The sequence below is a fragment of the Acidobacteriota bacterium genome, from assembly GCA_018268895.1.
Taxonomy (GTDB): domain Bacteria; phylum Acidobacteriota; class Terriglobia; order Terriglobales; family Acidobacteriaceae; genus Edaphobacter.
This window is the reverse complement of record JAFDVP010000007.1, coordinates 634072-654948: the sequence shown is the minus strand read 5'-3', so window position 1 is coordinate 654948 and position 20877 is coordinate 634072. Positions and strand designations below refer to the sequence as shown.

The following is a 20877-nucleotide window of genomic DNA, read 5'->3' as shown; positions in this document are numbered from 1 at the left end:
GCGATCCTTCGAGTTTCTGTGCGATTCTTCTTGCGCATCGCTGAGGGTCTCCTTATGCGTTCTGGAGAGGTTCCTACAAATTCTGAGCTGGTTGCCGACGGCGTAGCCGCGCAGCAGATGCCGGTATGGCCGATGACGCTGGGCATCGTGATTGCCGCCTGGGTGCTGGACTTCCTGGTGTCTTGGCTGCCGCGCGGATCGATGAACCGCATCGGGCTGGTGGTTCTGGCATCGATGCTTCTGTTTTCAGCGGTGATTGTGTGCGGCCTTGTGGTGCGCACCGTGTACGGACGTCTTCTGCCGAGCGGCAAGGCCGTGGCGACACCGGTGGTGCGCGCGGCGTGCCTGACAGCGCTGTGGGTTCCGGCGTGGGTGCTGTTTGTGGAGACATCGTCGCTGCTGATGATCGCGGCGAGCATCTTATGTCTGCTGACGCTGGGCTACTTCATGAAGCGGTGCCAGATTGAGAGAGTGCAGGCCGAAGTTGAGGCCAGACAGCATCAACCCGGGACGCCGTTTTTGTTCGAAGGGACGCCGCTGACGCGGGTGCTGCTGCCGTCGCTGCTGCTGGTGCTGTTGCTCGACGCGGCGATTGCGCTGGCGGCGAACTATTGGTTTGTGGCTTCGTCGCTGATGGCGGGAGTGTTTGCGGGTGTGCTGGCATGGCGGGCGGCGACGCGGCGCATAGTGATTGCAGGAGCTTCGCCAGTAGTCCAGCCGAAACCCGTTGTCTCCAGCAGTGGGCAGGCGGGAATCGCGGCAGCGGCGTTTGTGCTGACGCTGGCGGCGTTGCTTCCCTTCCTGCGGGCGGGGCAGAAGACTTACAGCATGAAGGGGCCGAAGGTCGCAAAGAACGCGGCCGATGCTCCGAAGGATCCGTCTGCGTCGGCGGATGGGTATTCGGGCATCATTCTTTTGCCGCTTGCTGAGGCGCAGAAGAAGATTGTCGCTCCGGTAAAGCGCGACCTGGTGCCGCACTTTGGCGTGAAGATCTCCGAGCCGATGGAGATACCGTTCGACGGGCAGTACTGGTACTTTAAGCCGCCGGAGAAGCAGCCACGGCCGACGGCGAAGGTGGTGCGCGGGAGCTCGACGAAGGCGCAGATACGTTCCACCGACCGCTATCCGCTGCTGATGGAGGCGCACCAGAAGCTTTCAGAGCCGATTGATCTGGGCTGCTGCTCTGCGATGAACCTTGTGGTTGAAAATGCCGACAAGCTGGAGGGAGCGATTGCTCTCGAGTTGTGGGTAAAGAAGTTGCCGGATGCCAAGGCTGCGGCGAAGCAGCGGGTCAACGTTGTTGCTCCTGAGTTGGCTCCGCACTACCTGGGAACGATGGTGATTCCAACGAGCGAGATGCCGATTGCCGCGCGGCCGAATGTTTCGGGCAAACTGGTGGAGGAGAAGCTGAGCTTCCCGATTCCGGCGGCGATGGATGGCACGATGTTCGACGAGATTACGGTGGTGGTGAGGCCCGCGCCGGAGAGGGCAAAGGCCGGGGCGCAGATTGCCATCAGGAAGTTTGTGCTGGAGCCGTGAAGGTTGACCAAAATGCAAACCGCTTGCGGCCACACTGAGCCCCGTGTATGCTTGAAAGCAAGATGACCTCGAACTTCAGCCGTATTATCAGCTTTATTGACCGCTACTGGTATCCGGTAGCGGCATCGGCGGAGTAGGGTCTTCTGACGGATTAGCTCAAGAAGCAAAGCTGAAAGTTCAGACAAGATTCGAAATCCACACGAGCCGCGACCAATACAGGTTGCGGCTTTTGTTTTGCTCTGAAGGGAGCGCGAAGATGGGCGGAGTGACGTCAGCATTGGTGAATCCAGCGGGGCCGGTTCGGTCGGCTGTGGGGCGGTTCGGTATATACGGCGGCAGGTATGTGCCGGAGACGCTGATGGCCGCGCTCGAGGAGCTTGAGGCCGCTTACAACGAGGCGAAGAACGACGCGGCGTTTCAGGCGGAGCTCGCCGACCTGCTGCACAACTACTGTGGGCGTCCGACTCCTCTGTACTACGCGAAGCGACTGAGCGAGACGCTGGGCGGCGCGAAGATCTATCTGAAGCGCGAGGATCTTGTGCACACCGGCGCGCACAAGATCAACAATGCTCTGGGCCAGGGGCTGCTGGCAAAGCGCATGGGCAAGCAGCGCATTATTGCCGAGACCGGAGCCGGGCAGCATGGCGTAGCGACGGCGACGGTGTGCGCTCTGCTGGGCATGGAGTGCGTCGTCTACATGGGCGAGGAGGACATGCGGCGGCAGGAGCTGAACGTCTACCGCATGAGGCTGCTCGGCGCGGAGGTACGCGGCGTCTCGGCGGGTTCGGCGACGCTGAAGGACGCGATCTCTGAAGCCATGCGCGACTGGGTGACCAACGTTCGTACGACGTTCTACATCCTTGGCTCGGCGCTCGGCGCGCATCCCTACCCGACGATGGTGCGGGACTTCCACCGCGTGATCGGCATCGAGGCCAAGCGGCAGATCATGGAGCAGGAGGGCAAGCTGCCGACGGCGATTGTTGCTTGCGTGGGTGGCGGGTCGAACGCGATCGGCGCGTTCTACGAGTTTCTGAGCGACGCGAATGTGCAGTTGATCGGCGTGGAGGCCGGTGGGCGCGGGACGGCGATTGGAGAACATGCGGCGCGGTTTGCGAAGATCGGTGGCGGCGTTCCCGGAGTGCTGCAGGGTACGTACAGCTACGTGCTGCAGGACGATGCGGGGCAGATCGCGCTGACGCACTCGGTGAGTGCGGGCCTCGACTACGCAAGCGTGGGGCCGGAGCACGCGATGTTGCATGATTCGGGTCGCGCGACGTATACATCAGCGACGGACGACGAGGCATTGAAGGCCGTGGTGACGCTGGCGCGGACGGAGGGCATTCTTCCGGCGCTTGAGAGCGCGCACGCGGTGGCCGAGGCGATCAAGCTGGCTCCGACGATGAAGAAGGATGATGTGCTGATGGTGAATCTGTCAGGGCGCGGGGATAAGGACATGGGGATCTTGTCGAAAGAGCTGGATGTGAGAGGAGCGGGTTCATGAAATCCATTGCTCACACAGATATCGAATTGAGTGCGTCCGAAGCTGAATTGCTATTGAACGCAATTCCAAATGAATTAATCAACGGCTTTGAGTTAAACAATTTTGAGTCAACGATTGGTATTGGCATCGATCAACTGAAATCTATTAGCGAGAATTTCCAAGATTTTTCTAAGAGCAATAAGTTTGTTGTTCATTGTTCGGAGGCTCGGTCACTCAAGAATGCTCTTGCAGCAGTCTTGAATGAGCTAGGAATAGAAGAGTTCCAGACCCGTACAGGCTTTGAACACGATGAAGCCCAACGACTCTTAGGTGATATGGAACGAATTCTCACTGAAAACAACAAAGAAGGCGCGAGATAGGACATTATGGCAATAAATTTTCCAAAGAAGCCTGGCCTCGTTATTTATCTCACTGCTGGTGATCCAGATCTTGCGACTACTCGCGATATTGCGATTGCCGCGATTGACAATGGCGCGGATGTGATTGAGCTGGGTGTGCCGTTCAGCGATCCGCTGGCTGATGGGCCGGTGATTCAGCGGGCGAGTGAGCGTGCAGTAGCGAAGGGTACGCGGCTTACCGATGTGCTGGGGATTGCGAAGGAGATTCGCGTGGCTCGGCCTGAGGCGGGGTTGATTCTGTTCAGCTATCTGAATCCTGTGATGCGGATGGGGATGAAGGAGTTCGCGGCGAAGGCGGCGGGGGCGGGCGCGGATGGCGTACTGCTGACGGACATGATCGTCGAAGAGGCGGGCGAGTATCTGGAGGCGATGCAGGCGAACAAGCTTGCGCCGGTGTTTCTGGCGGCTCCTACCTCGCCGGATGTGCGTCTGAAGGCGATTGCGGAGAACTCGAAGGGGTTTGTGTATGCGATCTCGCGTGTGGGGATTACAGGTACGCAGTCGAGTCTGACGAGCGATGCCTCGCAGGTGGTGACGCGGTTGAAGCAGTTTACCGACCTGCCGATCGCCGTGGGGTTTGGCGTGTCGAACGCGGAGCATGTGAAGGCCGTAGGTGAGTTTGCGGATGCGGCGGTGATCGGTTCGGCGATTGTGCAGTTGATCGAGAAGACCGCGCCTCAAGAAGCAGCGGCGGCGGTTGGGAAGTTTGTCGCGGGGTTGAGGGCATGAGGCGCGCGGGGCGTTCTGCGAACCCACGTCTCAGAGGCGAGATGTGGGGCGCCCGATTCGGTGAGCTTGATGGCGATTCCGGCGTTTATCATGGCCTGTACGTCAAAACACCGCAGCCTGCGCCGGTTGGCGCTGCCGGGCTGCTTTATGAGGACACTCAATGGAGATCTCTGACTGGCGGAACAAGATCGACGGGCTCGATGAGCAGATCGTTCGCCTTATCAACGAGCGTGCCGAGGCGGCGCAGGCGATCGGAAAGCTCAAGCAAGGCGCAGGTCTGCCGGTCTACGAACCGAAGCGCGAAGAGGCGGTCTTTGAGCGTGTGCGCAAGGCGAACGCGGGGCCGCTCTCCGACACGGAGGTGGTCGACATCTATCAGCGCATTATCGATGTGATGCGGGCGCTGCAGAAGAAGGACCCATAGGGGCGGGCGCTCGAAGATTCCGTAGTTGGTCTCCGAAAGAAGAAAGCGAAGCGAAGACGATGATCGTAGCCATGTTGGGCGAAGCAACCGAAGAAAATATTCAAACCGTCATCGAGCGGATGGTCGAGCTCGGGTTCAACGTTCACCGCACAACGGGCGCAGCACAGACGATTCTGGCGGGTGTGGGCAAGCCGGACCACTTCGAGGTAGCCGAGTTCAAAGTGCTTGCCGGCGTGCACGATGCGTATCGCATCTCATCGCCTTACAAGCTGGCCGGCCGCAACTTCCGCCCCGAGGGGACGAAGATCACATTCTCCAACGGCGTCGTGGTCGGCGGCAACGAGATCGTCGTGATGGCGGGACCCTGTTCGGTGGAGTCGCGCGAGCAGATTCTGCTGAGCGCGAAGCAGGTTGCCGCCGCGGGATGCCAGTTTCTGCGTGGCGGAGCATACAAGCCACGCAGCTCGCCGTACAGCTTCCAGGGCATGGGCGTCGAGGGCCTGAAGCTGCTGCGCGAGGTGGCCGACGAGACGGGCCTGCTGGTGATCACCGAGGTCATGGAGATCTCGCAGATCGAAACGATGCTGCCGTACATCGACTGCTTCCAGATCGGCGCGCGCAACATGCAGAACTTCAACCTGCTGCGCGAGCTGGGCCATGTGCGCAAGCCCTGCCTGCTGAAGCGCGGCATCGCGGCGACGATCGAAGAGGTTCTGCTGTCGGCCGAGTACATTCTCTCGGGCGGCAACTACGACCTGATGCTGTGCGAGCGCGGCATTCGCACCTACGAGACGGCGACGCGCAACACGATGGACATCTCGGCGATCCCGGTGCTGAAGAAGCTGACGCACCTGCCGGTGCTGGGCGATCCGTCGCACGGCGTGGGTATCCGCGACTTCGTTCCTCCCATGGCACTAGCCGCCGTGGCCGCGGGCGCCGACGGACTGCTGATGGAGATGCACCCGAACCCGGACAAGGCGATGAGCGACGGCGCGCAGAGCATGTATCCGGAGCAGCTTGAGAAGCTGGTGAAGCAGCTCGGACAGCTTGCGCCGGTGGTTGGGCGCAGCGTGGCGAGCGCGGTGCCGGTGGCATAGGGCGGACGAGTGATCGAGCGTGTCCTCATCATCGGAACAGGGCTGATCGGAGCATCGGTCGGCCTCGCCCTGCGCGCGGCGGGCTTTACCGGCCGCATCGACGGGTGGGACGTTAGCTCGCTGGAGCTGCGCGCCGCGGTTGCCGTGGGCGCGCTCGACGGCGCGGCGGGCAACGACTGGGGCGCTCTGGAGCTGGCGCGGCAGGCCGACGTGATTGTGCTCGCCGTGCCTGTACTGGCAATCAAAGACTGGATGCAGCGGCTCGCTCCTGTCACCGGCGCGGGCCAACTGATCACCGACGTGGGCAGCACGAAGCTCGAGATCGTGGAGCTTGCAGCGACGCTCTTTGGCGGCAAGGACCAGGCGGTCTTCCTTCCTGGCCACCCGATGGCGGGCAAGGAGAGCGGCGGCGCGATGCTGGCCGAGGGCACGCTGTTCAACAACGCGATGTGGCTCTTCACGCCGTGCAACAACCAGACAACGCCGATTGAGAAGGACTGGCGCATGTGGGTTGGCCTCTTCGGCACGCGCTCGCTCGACATGGACGCCGCACGGCACGACGAGATGTGCGCCTGGGTCAGTCATCTTCCGCAGATGCTTTCGACGGCGCTGGCCGCGCTGCTCGAAGAGCGCTTCGGCGACGCTCCGGAGATCGCCGCCATCGGCGGGCGCGCGTTGCGCGAGACGACGCGGCTGGGAGCAAGTCCCTACAGCATGTGGCGCGATGTGGCGATGACGAACACAGCGCCGATTGCAGATACATTGCTCGCGTTGGAGCAGCGCCTGACGCACGTTCGCGAGAACCTGCGCACGCCGGGTCTGCGCGAAGAGTTTGAGCTGGCGAACAAGTTCCGTGTGCGGCGGTCGTAGTTTCTGCTGTTGGTCGAGAAGCAGATTCCTTCGCTGCGCTACGGGATGACAAAGATTGAGTAAGAGGATTCAAGGAGCGTACAGTGTCTGCGACTGAGACGAAGAGCGAAGTGAGCATCAGCCTGGCGGACGTGGTCGCAGCGCGCGAGCGGCTGCGTGGCGCAATCTACTACTCGCCGTGCGCGCACTCGCAGATGCTCTCCGCCGTTACGGGGCAGCAGGTCTACCTGAAGCTCGAGAACCTCCAGATGACGGGCGCGTTCAAGGAGCGCGGCGCGCTGAACCGCCTCGCCCTGCTGACGCCGGAGCAGGCTGCGCGCGGCGTCGTGGCGGCGAGCGCAGGCAACCATGCGCAGGGCGTGGCCTATCACGCGACCAAGCGCGGCATCCGCTCCATCATCGTGATGCCGCTCCAGACGCCGCTGGTGAAGGTGACGGCGACGCGCGGCTTTGGCGCGGAGGTGGTGCTGCACGGCGCCAACTACGACGAGGCCTACGAAGAGGCGCGCCGCATCTGCGCCGCCGAGGAGATGACCTTCATTCATCCCTTCGACGATCCGGCGGTGATGGCCGGGCAGGGCACCATCGGCCTGGAGCTGATGGAGCAGGTGCCGGATCTCGAAGCGGTCGTCGTCCCCATCGGCGGCGGCGGTCTGATCGGCGGCATCGGCTGCGCGGTGAAGGAGACGAACCCGAAGATCAAGGTCGTCGGCGTGCAGACCTCGCGGCTGCCTTCGATGGCGCGCGCGGTGGAGCAGCATCAGCCGGTGACGATCCCGGCGGCAACGACCATCGCCGACGGCATCGCGGTACGGCGCTCGGGCGAGGTGACGCTGCCGGTCGTCGAGCGCTACGTCGACGAGATCGTCACGGTGGACGAGGACGAGATCGCCTCGGCCATCCTCATGCTGCTGGAGCGCGAGAAGACGCTGGCTGAGGGTGCGGGCGCGGCTGGTCTTGCGGCGCTGCTGCAGAAACGAACGTCGCTCGACGGCGCGCGCACGGCGGTTGTGGTGGGCGGAGGCAACATCGACGTCACGCTGCTGAGCCGCATCATCGAGCGCGGTTTGGTGCAGGACGGACGCATGATCCGCCTGCGCATCACGCTGCTCGACAAGCCCGGCGCACTGTCGGAGCTGACAAAGCTGATCGCCGAGCATCGCGTGAACATCGTCGACACGCTCTACAACCGCGCCTACTACGGCGTGAACCTGGGCAATACGACGATCGACATTACGCTCGAGACGCGCGGGCGCGAACAGGTGGAAGAGCTGCTCGCGGCGTTGAATGAGGGCGGCTTCGAGCACAGCCGCGTAGTGTAGCGAACACTGCCTGTGACATATGAAGGGTGACCTTTTGCCAGGTCACCCTTGATATTTTAATGGCTGCTTTGCATCACTGCGAGCTCGTTTCCTTGCGGATCGCGAAAGTGGAAGCGGCGTCCACCGGGGTAAGCGAAGATCGGCAGAGTGATCGTGCCTCCAGCCTCCCTGACCTTCTTCTCCATTGCTTCGAGGTCGCTGGTTTCGACGATGGCCAGGGGCGCTTTGGTGTTGTGGCTGGAGTCGGCGTTGAATCCGCCATCGAGGCCGGCATCTTCAAGGGCGACGTAGTTGGGGCAGTAGTCCTGAAAGGTCCAGCCGAAGAGGGAAGAATAGAACTTCTTCAAAGCTGCTACGTCGACGGACGGAAGTTCGAGATGGGCAATCTTGTTTGCTGACATAGGGGCTCCTGTGGGACGCTCTGAAGCGCCACTCTCGCAGTTAGCCCCCATCCGGCCCGCGGCGAGAAGAACGCAGGTCAGGTAGAGACCAAGTGATTTGGCCTCGCGAGGAACATGGTTATCGTAAATCAGTTTCGCCTGGCGGGCGAATTCGTCTCTGCTTCTGCGCGGTCGATCGCAGCATAGAGCTGATTTGGGTCTGTCACCTCGATCCATCGCTTCGCCGTTGCGACGATGAGAGTGGGAGTGTGCGCTATGCCGATCCTTCTTGCGAGAGCGCAGTCTGCTTCCACCTCTTTCGCGCACCTGCCCGTCGGATCAATCATGAATGGCATCGGACGGCCATGCGTTTGAAACCATCTTCTGGTGAACTGTTGCAGATCGTCTTGACTCGAGATCAGTCGCTGGTTCGCGAACACGTCTTTGCGATAGCCCTCGGCAGACTGAAGAGAGACGGTGTCCTCAAGATAGCGTGCGTAGATGGCTGCGCTGCGAGACCACATATGTCCGGGAATAATGAAGTCGTAATGAACTCGCGGAATGTGATGGCGGTTCATCGCATCGTGAACCATTGGAGAAACTTGAGCGCACAAGGGACACTCCAGGTCCTCGAACTCAATGATGGCTACCCTTGCGCCATTCGGTGGCCTGAATGCAGAAGTGTCTTTGAATGCCGTTGCACCTGCCGATGGCATCGCTATTTGCGCGCTGGCCGGAATGGCCAAAGCAAGGACCAAGGCTGAGATCGATCGCTTCATAGTCTGCATTTTAAACATTTGGATATCATATTCCGCGCTTTAGAGACAGGACACTAGCTGCGCGTGAAAGATGTCTGCTGCTTCTCCTTGTGGCGCTCGATGGCGAGCTGGATGAGCCGGTCGATGAGCTTCTTGTATGGCAGCCCGCTTGCGGCCCAGAGCTTGGGGTACATGCTGATCGAGGTGAAACCGGGGAGCGTGTTGATCTCGTTCAGGTAGATGCGCGGCTTTTTCTTTGCGCCCTTCTTCACCGGCTCCATCAGGAAGTCGACGCGGGCGAGCCCGGCGCAGTCGCAGGCCTTGAAGGCCTCGATGGCCATCTGGCGAATCTGCTTCGATTCGGCGGCGGTGAGTTTTGCCGGGATGATGGGAACGCTGGCGTCGGAGAGGTACTTGGCCTCGTAGTCGTAGAACTCGGCCCCGGGGACGATCTCGCCGACGACGCTTGCCTCGGGCGCATCGTTGCCGAGGACGGCGACCTCGAGCTCGCGCGGCTTGGCTCCCGGACCGCCGACGCCTTGCTCGATGACGAGCTTGCGGTCGAAGCTGGCAGCGAGGTCCATCGCGGGTGCAAGCTCGCTGCGGTCGTGCACCTTGCTGATGCCGACGGAGGAGCCGAGGTTCGCGGGCTTCACGAACAGCGGATACTTCAGCGCCGCTTCGATCTTCTTCGTCGCCTTCTTCGCATCGGCGCGCCACTCCGAGCGCAGCATCGAAAGGTAGGGCGTCTGCGGCAAACCGGCGGCAGAGAAGAGCTTCTTCATTGCATCCTTGTCCATACCGGCCGCGGAGCCAAGGACGCCCGAGCCCACGTAGGCAATGTCGGCAAGTTCAAACAACCCCTGGATGGTGCCGTCTTCGCCGAAGGTGCCGTGAAGCACGGGAAAGACAACGTCGATGTCGAGCGTGGGCCGGTGCAGCGCAAGCTCGGTCGACGCGGAGAGCTCAAGCGGCTGCAAAGATTCAGCAGGAACGGGCGGCACGATGATCGCCTCGCCGCGGCGAATGACGGCGGCGGTCGGTGTGGCTTCGGGGTCGCCTGCGAGCAGCGGGTTCTCCGGCGCGGACCTGCCTGTCAGCAGCGCCTGCGCGTCGTGCGAGGTGACCCAGCGTCCTTCGCGCGTGATACCGATGGGCACGACGTCGTACTTCGCGCGGTCGATGGCCTTGAGGATGGAGGCGGCAGAGAGGAGCGAAACCTCGTGCTCGCCGGAGCGGCCGCCAAACAGAATCCCGATGCGTAGTTTCTTCTTCATGGGTCGTACTTCCAGTGTGCGGCAGAGGGCGGTGGATTTGGCGAAGAGTCGGAGACTCGAATCCCCGTGGATACCCCGTGGATACCCCGTGGATACCTCCACGAGCGTCGGATCTGTGGAGAGGCAACCGGCTGAGATTCTTCCCTTTCGCTACGCTCGAGGGTCAGAATCATGCGGTTGTTGGCGCGGCAAACTGTCCGGAGGGCAAGGCCTCGAGATAGCCCTCGTAGACACGGGTGAAGACCGCGTCCCAGCTACAGGCGAGCGCGTACTCACGCGCAGCCGCGCGCATCTGCGCGAGTCGCGCAGGGTCGTTGGCGAGCGTGGCGATGGCGGTGGCGAAGCCTGCATCGGGAGCTACGAAGCCGGTCTGCTGGTCGCGGACGATGTACTTGGGGCCGCCTCCGGTGGTGACGACAGCCGGCACGCCGCTCGCCAGCGCTTCGAGCACGACATTGCCGAAGGTGTCGGTGTGCGACGGGAAGACGAGGATGTCCATGTCGGCGTAGGCGCGGGAGAGATCGGCCCCGCGCAGGACGCCGGGGAACTCGGCCTGTTTCAGTGCGGCCCGAAGCGAAGCCTCTTCAGCGCCATGCCCGACGATGACGAAGCGAAACTTCGCAATGCCTCGTGCAAGCAGCTCGCGCTCAATCTGCGCGAGCAGGGCGACATTCTTCTCAACCGAGAGACGGCCGACGTAGCCGAGGATGGGCGTGCCGTCGTCTGCATGACGTGTGCGATGCGAGGGCGAGAACTGCGCCGTGTCGACGCCGCGCTGCATCAGGTGGCAGACGCGATGCGTCGTCTGCTCCAACATGCGGCACAGCTCGTCGTTGGGAGCGTAGAGCACGCGGGCGAGCGAGTAGAACCGCGACACGGCCCACAGCGATCCATCCTCCACCTTCCGCGAGACGGCATCGCCGTAGCGTCGCGCGAGATGGCCTGTGATCCAACCCATGCGCCGCGCCGCGTACTCGTGCACGTTGGTGTGCCATGAAGCAACGAGCGGAACGCCAAGCTCCCATGCGAAGTACGCGCCGAAGATTCCCAGCTCGCTGGGGCCGGTGATGTGAATGATGTCGGGACGAAAGCGCTTCAGCTCGCGGCGAATCGCGTGCGCGTGGCGGAAGAAGAGCGAGTCGAAGTCGAGGTCCTTCTCCATGTGAATCGAAGCGCGCGAGCGGCGCAGCTCCAGCGTGCGCATCTCGCCGGCCCGCTCGAAGGGCGTGGAGCGTGAGCCCGCGCGTATGCAGAGGAAGGGAAGGTTGTGGCGCTGGGCGTATGCCACGAAGTTGCGCGAGGTGTGCGCGACGCCGTTGACCTCGTGGAAGGAGTCTGGCAGATACGCAACGCGCGGCGCGGTCATGCGAATACTCTATCTGAAGGTTGTTATTCAGCGTCGCTTGAGCGCCTCAAGTTCGTCGAGCGTTCGCGGCCAGTCCTGTTTTGAGAAGCCGCGAGAGGCTGTGATCGGCCAGCACCTTGCCTCCAATCTGGCACTCGGCGCAGTAATTAGTCTCGTTGTCAGCGCAGCGGATGCGCTGCAAACTGAAGAACAGTGATCATATCTTCTGCACGCGATGAACCTCGCGTACGCCGGGGACGCGACGGAGGCGCTCGACGAGCCGGTTCAGGTGCCTCACGTCCATCGTCTCAACCACAAAGTCGACCAACGCCGATCCGTCGGACTCCGCCTTCGTGTCCATGCTGCGGATGTTCGTGCCGTCCTCGGAGATAATCGCCGTGAACTCCTTCAGCATTCCCGCGCGGTCATCGCAGGCGATCGTCAGCTTCACCGGGTACGTCTGCGCCTTCACCGCGCCGGGCTCCGAAGGCATCGGCGCCCACTCCACCTGGATGCGCCGGTCCGACTCATACAGCAGGTTCTGCACATTGGGACAGCTTCGCGCATGCACCGCCACGCCCTTGCCGCGCGTCACGTAGCCGATGATCTCCTCGCCGCGAATCGGGTTGCAACATCGCGCGCGATACACCAGCAGGTCGTCCTGCCCCTCCACCTGAAGCGACTCCGAGCCCTTGCCGAAGAAGACGCGCTTCACCGCCTCCGACATCTGCCCGATCGTGTTGCCCACCACGCCGTGCTCCGCCGGAGCAGGCTCCGCCGCCATCGTCGACCCCGGCTCCAGCTTGTTCAGCACCTGCCGCGACGAATACTTCCCGAAGCCGATCCCCGCCAGCAGCTCCGCCTCGCTCGTCAGGCCGTACTCCCCGGCCACCTTGTCGTAGTCCGCCGCCGCGAACTTGTTCAGCGACAGCTTGTACTTGCGCGCCTCGCGATCCAGCAGCTTCCGGCCGATCTCCATCGCCCTCAGCCGCTGGTGCTCGTTCAGCCAGTGCTTGATCTTGTTGCGCGCCTTCGAGCTCTTCGTAAAACTCAGCCAGTCCCGGCTCGGCGTATGCCCGGCCTGCGTCGTGATCTCCACGATGTCGCCGTTTTTCAACCTCGTGCGCAGCGGCACGATGCGCCCATTCACCTTCGCGCCCGTCGTCGTATTGCCGACCTCGGTGTGGATCGCATACGCGAAGTCGATAGGACTCGCGTCCTTCGGCAGCACGACAACCTTGCCCTTCGGCGTAAACGTGTAGACCTCCTCCGGGTACAGGTCGATCTTCAAGGTCGACATGAACTCATTGGGGTCGGTCATCTCCCGCTGCCACTCCATCAGCTGCCGCACCCACGCGAGGCGCTGCTCATCCTTGGCGCTGACGTTGTCGCTCGCCTTGTACTTCCAGTGCGCCGCAATGCCTTCTTCGGCCACGCGGTGCATGTCCTCCGTGCGGATCTGCACCTCGAACTGGTGCCCGCCCTCCGCGATCAGCGTCGTGTGCAGCGACTGATAAAGGTTCGGCCGCGGCATCGCGATGAAGTCCTTGATCCGCCCCGGCACCGGCCGCCAGATCGAGTGCAGCAGACCCAGCAGCGCATAACAGTCCTGCACCGTGTGCGTGATCACGCGGATCGCCAGCAGGTCGTACACCTGGTCGACCGGAATCTTCTGGTCCTGTAACTTCTGTTGGATCGAGTAGAGCCGCTTGATGCGCCACTCCACTCTCCCCTCGATCTTGAACTCGCGCAGCTTCTCTTCCATGCGCGTGACGATCTTCTTCAGGAACTCTTCGCCCGCGCCGCGCAGCGCATCCACCTCGGTCGACACCTGCTCATACGCGAACGGATCGGTGTAGCGGAACGCCAGGTCTTCCAACTCGCCGCGCAGCTTGCCCATGCCCAGCCGGTGCGCCAGCGGAGCGTAGATGTCCAGCGTCTCCCGCGCGATCTTCTGCTGCTTCTCCGGCTTCAGGTGCTCGAGCGTGCGCATGTTGTGCAGCCGGTCCGCGAGTTTGATGATCACCACGCGAACGTCCGTCACCATCGCCAGCAGCATCTTGCGGATGTTCTCCGCCTGGTGGTCCTCCCGGTTGGCGAACTTGATCTTGTCCAGCTTCGTCACGCCTTCGACGATGTGCGCCACCTGCTCGCCGAAGCGCTTCGAGATCTCGTCCGAGGTCACGTCCGTGTCCTCGACCGCATCGTGCAGCAGCCCCGCCGCGATCGCCGTCGAGTCCATCTTCAGCTCCGCCAGAACCTGCCCCACCTCCAGCGGATGGATCACATACGGCTCGCCCGACGCGCGCTTTTGCCCCTCGTGCTGCCGCAGGCAAAACTCCCACGCCTTGCGAATGATCTCCAGATCATCCCCCGGCCGGTTCTCATGCACCGTCTCCAGCAGCCGCTGAAATTTTTCGTCGATGACCTTCACATCTGCCGGCGCATACCCGCTCAGGTGCGCCGCCGAGGAGTTCGTACCCGCTTCAGGCGCAGTAACAACCGAACCCGCCGGCCCCACCGGAGCCACGGCTGGCGGAACCCCCTGGGGCTCGACACCTGCTGTTGGATCTTGAATCTCCGGCTGGCCTTCAGGTCGATTCTGCGTCACAGGCTGCGGACCGGTCTGCGAAGAGGCCGGATGAGCGGTTGCCATAGGTCATTATAGGCCCCCGAACTTGAGCTGGCTCGATTGATCGCGTGTCCTACTGAGCGAAAGAACCGCTCTGGGCAAAGTCGAAAGGGAGAAGTCCCAGCATTTTTCCCATATCACGACAAACCCCACCCATAAATTGTCATCCTGAGCGTAGCCCGCAGGATCACCACGCTCCGCAGAATTCGGGTAGTGAATCACTTTAGTGCAAGTAAGGTCCGTTTTGCGTAGTGGGTCCGCTTCGTTTTGTTAAGGGCACGGCTTCAGCCGTGTCGCTGACCTCTCAAGCTGGATAGGACTTTAGCCCCTGAGGTTCCATCGTTATCTGGCCCACACTCTCCGGCGAACCTGACGTCGAAGAATGTGGGCGCAGCCGTTACAAGTTATTTGCAGCAACCGCTGCCATCGCAACAGGCAGGATTGTCACAGCAGGTGAAGACCGTTGCGGCCTGGGCCGACAACGAAAGTGCGAGGAATGCTGCAAACGCGAATGCAAGTACCTTGAATTTCATAACAAATCTCCTTTGTGAAGTTGCTGAGAGGTCTCGCACGGCAGACATTCTGCCGTGCAGCTCAGGGGAAACGAGCCCCCTCTCTAAATGCGAAGATCGTCTTTGAGATCGAAGACCGTGCGCTGGCAATGGAGGCCGGGGGTCAGCTCGCGAAGAGATGCTGTGACGGCCTTCCCAGCCCGATAGCTCGGAACCTTTTTGACCTGTGAAACACGTCTTGGCCGCTTCTGCTCGCTGGTGTCCCTGGTCGCAAGCGGAGCAATCAACCAACAAGCCGGACAGGAACCATTCGTACTGTTCGTTGATTGCGGGCAGCAAGGCGATCTCTCAGGCTGACACAGCGGAAACTCCGCAGAAGCATACTCACCGAAAACCGCACCCGTGACCATTAAGCAGGCCAACAGCAGAGGTAAGAGACCGCGAAGATGCTTGCGATACGTCACACCCAAACTCTAACGCCGTCAGATAAAGCGTGCAATTCAACCCGAAGCTCGAATCTGCGTCCCGCGAGACAAACATTCACCCCCGGTCAAAGTTGCTAACTGCTGGCCGATGTCTACATACGCACCGGGAAGTATCGCCGGACCCTCCCTCAGCCTGAACAGAATCATTGACTTATCGGCTTTCCCCGCCAATAATCGGCGCTGCAAAGAAGCGCAGCCCAGAGCTGTCCTGTGTTGCTTCTTCGCATCCGGCCCCGATATTCCTCCCCAAGCTCCAAAGAACAAAAAATATATGGAGGAACCTGCAATGAAACATCCCGGTATCACCCTTGGCGCGGTAGCAATCGCGCTGCTCTCCACCTACACCACCTGTTCCGCCCAATCCAATCCATGGAACGGCTCCTGGAAGATGGACGCCTCATCCCTCCAGTACGACGGCTACAACACAACCTTCAAGATCGACGCCGACGGCTACACCATGGACGACAACCCCAAGACCACCTGCGACGGCAAGCCGCATGAGATGAAAGCCGGCCTGACCACCTGCAATAAGACCCCCTCCGGCTATCACGTCGTCGTCACGAAGGACGGCAAAAAAATCCGCGACAACACCCTCTCCGTCACCGCCGACGGCAAGACCGCCACGCTCAAGTCCGACCGCACTCCCTCCAACGGCGCACCATACACCATCTCCTCCAGTTGGAAGCGCCTCTCCGGCGGACCCGGCCTCGCCGGCACCTGGAAGCAGCTCTCCTTCCATGAGTCCGACGACACCGGCATCATGAAGGTCAACGTCTCCGGCAACACCATCACCTTCCAGGAGACCGACACCCCCAAGCCCATGGTCTGCAAGCTTGACGGCACGCCAACCGATATCGGCGACGGCGCCACCATCTCCATCAAACTGGCCGACCCCCACACCCTCAAGGTCACCTACAGTGTCGACGGCAAGGTACGGCGCGAGAACACCTTCATCCTCAGCGCGGACGGCAAAACGGTCCACGAGACCGACCTGACACCGCCGCCCGCAACCTCAAAGATGACCGCCACCCTGCACAAGATGTAACTCGCTACAGGCAGGCCATCCTCTCCACGCCCCGGTGCCCATATCTGGCGGCCTCATCGCCAGATGTCGGACATTCGAGCGAAGCACGAACCGCTCTTGCTTCAAGGTACCCAGGGCTTCGGCCCTGGGTTTCTCATGCCCTGACGAAAAGAGCTTTAGGGGCGTGAAAAGGGATTTAGAGACTGCGTGAGAACCAGCAAAAACCTTCAGCGCCAACGGCGCGGGATAGACCGGCATGGGGCGAAGCCCCATGGATAGAACACCGAGAGCCGAGAAGGCTGAAAGCCCGATCTATAAAAAACTCCAGTTCCCACACAGACTCTTTAGCCCCTGAGGTACTCTTTCGAACTGACTCCCCTAAGGCTTCCGGGGCAACGCCACCACATACCGGAACATCCCCTTCGGCGGAGAATCGACCGGCCCGTTCGTAGCGAAGACCGCCACGCCGTGAAACGATTCCAGCCGCTCGAGCAGATACGAGACCTCGATATTCGCGTACTTGTCGTGGCTGTCCTTCACCTCCGTGCGCTTGCCGAACAACGCATCCGCCTCGTCGAAGAACAGGATCGCTCCACTCTCCTCCGCCGCGGCAAACGCGCGGTCGAGGTTCTTCTCCGTCTCGCCGATGTACTTCGACGCCACTGCGCTTAAGTCCACGCGATAGAGCTGCCGCCCGGCATCGTGTGCCATCGCCTGCGCCGCAGCCGCCGAGTCCGCAGACGCTCCAGTCAAGAGCACCGTAGTCGCAGCGGCAGACGGGGCAGCCGTCTTCACCGCCCCCACCACACTCGTAAGCTGCTGCCGCACCACCGGCGAAACCACCAGACCCGAAACCGGCGTCATCGGCCCAACGTGCTTGATGAACTTCATCGGAACCTCCCGAATCGTGTCACTCCCAACTATCTTCATTCGTCGTCATTCTGACCCTCGAGCGAAGCGAAGGAGAAGAATCCTCCGTGTTTCCCTCGTGACCGAAAACGGCAAGGGCCCCGCGCACGGCAGGGCCCTCGTCGATCAGCAAAACCGCGAACGGCGAAATTCTACCCCTTCGCCGCAAGCCTGCGCAGCACGTACTCGAGGATGCCGCCATTCTGGTAGTAGAGAATCTCCTGCGGAGTGTCGATGCGCACCGTCGCCGAGAACTCCCTCGTCTTGCCCCCGTCGCTCTCGGCAAACACCGAGATCGTCCTGCCGTTTGCGAACTTCGCGTCGAGCATCGCCTTCAGCTCGCCCGCCTCGCCCACGCGGAAGACCTCTTCGCCCGTCAGGCCCAGTGACTCCGCATTCTGCCCATCAACGAACTGCAACGGAAGAATGCCCATGCCCACCAGATTCGAGCGATGGATACGTTCGTAGCTCTCGGCGACCACGAACCGGATGCCGAGCAGCCGCGGCCCCTTCGCCGCCCAGTCGCGCGACGAACCCGACCCGTACTCCTTGCCCGCCAGGATCGCCAGCGGAGTGCCCCGCCGCGCATACTCCACCGACGCATCGTAGATCGACATGTCCGTTCCCTCAGGCAGCAGGCGCGTCACGCCGCCCTCCGTCCCGGGAGCCAGCTTGTTGCGCAGCCGCACATTCGCGAACGTTCCGCGCACCATCACCTCGTGGTTGCCGCGACGGCTTCCATAGGAGTTGAAGTCCGCGGGCTTCACCCCGTGGTCGGTCAGGTACTTGCCCGCTGGCCCATTCAGCTTGATCGACCCCGCCGGCGAGATGTGGTCCGTCGTCACCGAGTCGCCCAGCACCGCCAGCACCCGCGCTCCGCTGATGTCCTCCACCGGCGCAGGCTCGGCCTTCATGCCGTCGAAGTATGGAGCCTTGCGGATGTACGTCGAATCCGCCTCCCATCCATACGTCTTGCCCTCGGGGAACTTCAGGTTCTGCCAGTTCTGGTCGCCGTCCGTGACCGTCGAGTACTCCTTGTGGAACATCCCCGAGTCGATCGACCTCGCCACCGTCTCCGCGACCTCGGTCTGCGTCGGCCAGATGTCGCGCAGGAACACTGGCTTGCCGTCCTTGTCCTTGCCCAGCGGGTCCGTGTCGAAGTTGTGCTCGATGTGCCCGGCCAGAGCATACGCCACCACCAGTGGAGGCGACATCAGGTAGTTCGCCCTTACCTCCGGCGAGATGCGCCCTTCAAAGTTACGATTTCCCGAGAGCACCGACACCGCAACCAGTCCATGGTCCTCGATCGCCTTCGAAACATCCGTCGGCAGCGGGCCCGAGTTGCCGATGCACGTCGTGCAGCCATAGCCCACCGTCTGAAAACGCAGCGCGTCCATATACGGCGTCAGCCCGGCCTTCTGGTAGTAGTCCGTCACCACGCGCGACCCCGGCGCCAGCGATGTCTTCACCCACGGCGGAGTCTTCAGCCCCTTCTCCACGGCCTTCTTCGCCAGCAACCCGGCAGCGATCATCACATACGGGTTCGACGTGTTCGTGCAGCTCGTGATCGCCGCAATCACAATCGAGCCATGGTTCAGATACGGCTCCGGGTCAACCCCGAAGCGGCTCTTGATCGAGACGGCCGGTGCGTCCAGTACAGGAATTCTTCCGCTGTCCGACTCCAGCGCAGCCACCGGAACTCCCGGCGAGACTACCACCGGCGACGGCGCGCCCACTGCGCTGTTCAGGTCGCCGTTCAGCGAGGCGTGCCCGCCCTCACCCTCCCAGCGCACCATCTGCCGCACCGTGTTGCCGTTCGCGTTCGGCCCCAGCAGCGAAGGCAACTGCTGCTTGAAGCTCGACGCCGCATCCGACAGCAGCACCTTGTCCTGCGGCCTCTTCGGCCCGGCCACACTCGGCTGCACCGTGCTCAGGTCCAGCGCAATCGTCGCCGAGTACTCCGCCTCAGCCGCATCCGCCGTGTGGAACATGCCCTGTTCCTTGTAGTACGCCTCCACCAGCGCAATCTGTTCTTCCGAACGACCTGTCAGCCGTAAATAGCTCAGCGTCTCCTTGTCCACCGGGAAGATGCCGCACGTCGCGCCGTACTCCGGAGCCATGTTCGCAATCGTCGCGCGGTCGGCCAGCGGAAGCTCGCTCACACCCGGCCCGTAGAACTCGACAAACTTGCCCACCACGCCCAGCTTGCGCAGCATCTGCGTGACGGTGAGTACAAGGTCGGTCGCCGTCGTGCCTTCCTTCAGCTTGCCCGTCAGCTTGAAGCCCACCACCTGCGGCACCAGCATCGACACCGGCTGTCCCAGCATCGCAGCCTCTGCCTCGATGCCTCCCACGCCCCATCCCAGCACGCCCAGCCCGTTGATCATCGTCGTGTGCGAGTCCGTGCCCACCAGCGTGTCCGGGTACGCAAGACCGTCATCGGTCGTGAACACCACGCGAGCCAGATACTCCAGATTCACCTGGTGACAGATTCCCATCCCCGGAGGCACCGCCGAGAAGTTGCGGAACGCCGTCTGTCCCCACTTCAAGAACGCATAGCGCTCGCGGTTGCGCTGAAACTCCAGCGCCGAGTTCAGGTCGTACGCGCGCGGCGAGCCGAACTCGTCCACCTGCACCGAGTGGTCGATCACCAGCTCGGCCGGCTGCAATGGATTGATCAGTTCCGGGTTGCCGCCCAGCGTCTTCATCGCATCGCGCATCGCCGCCAGGTCAACCACTGCGGGAACGCCCGTGAAATCCTGCATCAGCACGCGCGCCGGCATGTACGCGATCTCGCGCGAGGGCTCGGCCTTCGGGTCCCAGTTGGCGAGGAACTTGATGTCGTCCGGGGTCACGCTCGCGCCGTCCTCATGGCGCAGCAGGTTCTCCAGCAGGATGCGCAGAGAGAACGGCAGACGCGAGAGGTTCACGCCGCTCGACTTCAGCGCATCCAGCCGGAAGATGTTGTAGCTCTTCGACCCCGACTTCAGGGTCGCCTTGCTCTTAAAGGAATCGGGATTGTTCTGTGAGGTCGGCATCGTATTCTCCATGGGTGCGCTTCGAAGGCGCGATCTGGAAAGGCCCAAGGCCTTCCAATAGCTCAGGGGCCGGAAAAGAAAACTCTATGACGTTGTGCGAGAGATGAAAAGAGCAGCAGCTCAGCGTCCGCGGTCGGGACGGCCGTGACGATAGCGCTTGAGAATTGGGCATCGTGCCGCCATCGCCATCCATTCTACGACCACATTTCGCACCGCCACAAATGCGGTGCCCCCATATCTGGCAGCCTCATCGCCAGATGTGGGATCATTCGCGCAAAGCGCGAACCGCCTCTGGGTACACCAGGGCTTTAGCCTTGGTCTTCTCATGGACGATGAAGAAAGGGGGCTTCAACCCCTGGGGTATGCCGTTTCGCATGAGTGGGACATACCAGCAAAGCTGGATGCAAACCGCTGAAAAAGGATGCTACAGCCACACAAAAGAATTCCCGCATCTCATAAGCCGTAGTGGTGTTCAACTCTACAGAACGAGGAGCATTGGCACCATGAACGCGCAAAAACACACATCCCGGGCTCTCCCCATCCTTCTGCTCTTCGCAGCGACCTTCGCCGGAGGCTATCTGGTCGTCGGCTGCCATGCGCACGCTCAGGCCGCGCAGCAGACCGGCAACAACAGCCC

General features: G+C 61.9%; 17 protein-coding genes. 10 read left to right on the top strand and 7 right to left on the bottom strand.

Going from position 1 to position 20877, the window contains the following annotated elements; genetic code table 11:
* Positions 1-54 precede the first annotated feature (54 nt).
* The 8 genes from JSS95_10360 to JSS95_10325 all read left to right on the top strand — a co-directional run bounded on the left by JSS95_10360 (position 55) and on the right by JSS95_10325 (position 7880).
* On the top strand, positions 55-1539 hold the full coding sequence (locus JSS95_10360; GenBank protein MBS1800217.1) for a hypothetical protein: 1485 nt from the start codon (positions 55-57) through the stop codon (positions 1537-1539).
* Positions 1540-1795: 256 nt separating this feature from the next.
* Positions 1796-3040, top strand: coding sequence for a tryptophan synthase subunit beta (gene trpB / locus JSS95_10355; protein ID MBS1800216.1), 1245 nt, complete (start codon positions 1796-1798; stop codon positions 3038-3040).
* Complete coding sequence (locus JSS95_10350) at positions 3037-3399, top strand: hypothetical protein (GenBank protein MBS1800215.1); 363 nt, start codon at positions 3037-3039, stop codon at positions 3397-3399. Before trpB ends, JSS95_10350 begins: the two co-directional genes overlap by 4 nt.
* 6 nt (positions 3400-3405) lie before the next feature.
* Entirely contained in the window at positions 3406-4167 is a 762-nt protein-coding gene (locus tag JSS95_10345) for a tryptophan synthase subunit alpha (protein MBS1800214.1), read from the top strand.
* Between the two features lie 160 nt (positions 4168-4327).
* A complete protein-coding gene (gene pheA / locus JSS95_10340; protein ID MBS1800213.1) occupies positions 4328-4591 on the top strand; it encodes a chorismate mutase in 264 nt (87 codons plus the stop codon).
* Positions 4592-4650: 59 nt separating this feature from the next.
* Positions 4651-5688 (top strand): 3-deoxy-7-phosphoheptulonate synthase, encoded by a 1038-nt coding sequence (gene aroF / locus JSS95_10335; protein ID MBS1800212.1) that lies wholly within the window; start codon positions 4651-4653, stop codon positions 5686-5688.
* Positions 5689-5697: 9 nt separating this feature from the next.
* On the top strand, positions 5698-6558 hold the full coding sequence (locus tag JSS95_10330) for a prephenate dehydrogenase/arogenate dehydrogenase family protein (GenBank protein MBS1800211.1): 861 nt from the start codon (positions 5698-5700) through the stop codon (positions 6556-6558).
* Between the two features lie 83 nt (positions 6559-6641).
* Complete coding sequence (locus JSS95_10325; GenBank protein MBS1800210.1) at positions 6642-7880, top strand: threonine ammonia-lyase; 1239 nt, start codon at positions 6642-6644, stop codon at positions 7878-7880.
* 56 nt (positions 7881-7936) lie between these two features.
* Here JSS95_10325 and JSS95_10320 read toward each other — a convergent pair whose 3' ends face one another.
* The 4 genes from JSS95_10320 to JSS95_10305 all read right to left on the bottom strand — a co-directional run bounded on the left by JSS95_10320 (position 7937) and on the right by JSS95_10305 (position 11661).
* Entirely contained in the window at positions 7937-8281 is a 345-nt protein-coding gene (locus JSS95_10320) for a VOC family protein (protein ID MBS1800209.1), read from the bottom strand.
* A 128-nt stretch (positions 8282-8409) separates the two neighbouring features.
* Complete coding sequence (locus JSS95_10315) at positions 8410-9039, bottom strand: thioredoxin domain-containing protein (GenBank protein ID MBS1800208.1); 630 nt, start codon at positions 9037-9039, stop codon at positions 8410-8412.
* A 53-nt stretch (positions 9040-9092) separates the two neighbouring features.
* The gene (locus tag JSS95_10310) at positions 9093-10295 is read right to left on the bottom strand and encodes a D-alanine--D-alanine ligase (protein ID MBS1800207.1); all 1203 of its coding nucleotides are present in this window, start codon (positions 10293-10295) and stop codon (positions 9093-9095) included.
* Positions 10296-10464: 169 nt separating this feature from the next.
* Positions 10465-11661 carry a glycosyltransferase gene (locus JSS95_10305; protein MBS1800206.1) on the bottom strand — a complete coding sequence of 399 codons (1197 nt, stop codon included), beginning with the start codon at positions 11659-11661 and terminating at the stop codon, positions 10465-10467.
* Between JSS95_10305 and JSS95_10300 the strand changes: the two genes are divergently transcribed.
* Positions 11660-11857 (top strand): hypothetical protein, encoded by a 198-nt coding sequence (locus tag JSS95_10300; GenBank protein ID MBS1800205.1) that lies wholly within the window; start codon positions 11660-11662, stop codon positions 11855-11857. The two genes, JSS95_10305 and JSS95_10300, sit on opposite strands and share 2 nt — an antisense overlap.
* On the opposite strand, the gene JSS95_10295 is transcribed toward JSS95_10300, so the two are convergent.
* On the bottom strand, positions 11858-14296 hold the full coding sequence (locus JSS95_10295) for a RelA/SpoT family protein (GenBank protein MBS1800204.1): 2439 nt from the start codon (positions 14294-14296) through the stop codon (positions 11858-11860). It abuts the gene before it with no gap.
* Between the two features lie 1259 nt (positions 14297-15555).
* Here JSS95_10295 and JSS95_10290 point away from each other — a divergent pair.
* Positions 15556-16314 carry a hypothetical protein gene (locus JSS95_10290; GenBank protein ID MBS1800203.1) on the top strand — a complete coding sequence of 253 codons (759 nt, stop codon included), beginning with the start codon at positions 15556-15558 and terminating at the stop codon, positions 16312-16314.
* A gap of 357 nt (positions 16315-16671) precedes the next feature.
* Here the strand turns inward: JSS95_10290 and JSS95_10285 are convergent, their stop codons facing one another.
* Together JSS95_10285 and JSS95_10280 are read right to left on the bottom strand one after the other, a co-directional pair.
* Positions 16672-17223, bottom strand: a complete 552-nt coding sequence (locus JSS95_10285) for an ATP-binding protein (GenBank protein ID MBS1800202.1) — start codon at positions 17221-17223, stop codon at positions 16672-16674.
* A gap of 131 nt (positions 17224-17354) precedes the next feature.
* Positions 17355-20240, bottom strand: a complete 2886-nt coding sequence (locus JSS95_10280) for an aconitate hydratase (protein ID MBS1800201.1) — start codon at positions 20238-20240, stop codon at positions 17355-17357.
* Positions 20241-20877: the final 637 nt, after the last annotated feature.

Coding starts and splice junctions, on each gene's coding strand:
- JSS95_10360 (MBS1800217.1), top strand. CDS start 55: ATGCGTTCTGGAGAGGTTCCTACAAATTCTGAGCTGGTTGCCGACGGC.
- JSS95_10320 (MBS1800209.1), bottom strand. CDS start 8,281: ATGTCAGCAAACAAGATTGCCCATCTCGAACTTCCGTCCGTCGACGTA.
- JSS95_10350 (MBS1800215.1), top strand. CDS start 3,037: ATGAAATCCATTGCTCACACAGATATCGAATTGAGTGCGTCCGAAGCT.
- JSS95_10280 (MBS1800201.1), bottom strand. CDS start 20,240: ATGCCGACCTCACAGAACAATCCCGATTCCTTTAAGAGCAAGGCGACC.
- JSS95_10285 (MBS1800202.1), bottom strand. CDS start 17,223: ATGAAGATAGTTGGGAGTGACACGATTCGGGAGGTTCCGATGAAGTTC.
- JSS95_10345 (MBS1800214.1), top strand. CDS start 3,406: ATGGCAATAAATTTTCCAAAGAAGCCTGGCCTCGTTATTTATCTCACT.
- JSS95_10295 (MBS1800204.1), bottom strand. CDS start 14,296: ATGGCAACCGCTCATCCGGCCTCTTCGCAGACCGGTCCGCAGCCTGTG.
- pheA (MBS1800213.1), top strand. CDS start 4,328: ATGGAGATCTCTGACTGGCGGAACAAGATCGACGGGCTCGATGAGCAG.
- JSS95_10305 (MBS1800206.1), bottom strand. CDS start 11,661: ATGACCGCGCCGCGCGTTGCGTATCTGCCAGACTCCTTCCACGAGGTC.
- JSS95_10315 (MBS1800208.1), bottom strand. CDS start 9,039: ATGAAGCGATCGATCTCAGCCTTGGTCCTTGCTTTGGCCATTCCGGCC.
- aroF (MBS1800212.1), top strand. CDS start 4,651: ATGATCGTAGCCATGTTGGGCGAAGCAACCGAAGAAAATATTCAAACC.
- JSS95_10290 (MBS1800203.1), top strand. CDS start 15,556: ATGAAACATCCCGGTATCACCCTTGGCGCGGTAGCAATCGCGCTGCTC.
- JSS95_10310 (MBS1800207.1), bottom strand. CDS start 10,295: ATGAAGAAGAAACTACGCATCGGGATTCTGTTTGGCGGCCGCTCCGGC.
- trpB (MBS1800216.1), top strand. CDS start 1,796: ATGGGCGGAGTGACGTCAGCATTGGTGAATCCAGCGGGGCCGGTTCGG.
- JSS95_10300 (MBS1800205.1), top strand. CDS start 11,660: ATGCGAATACTCTATCTGAAGGTTGTTATTCAGCGTCGCTTGAGCGCC.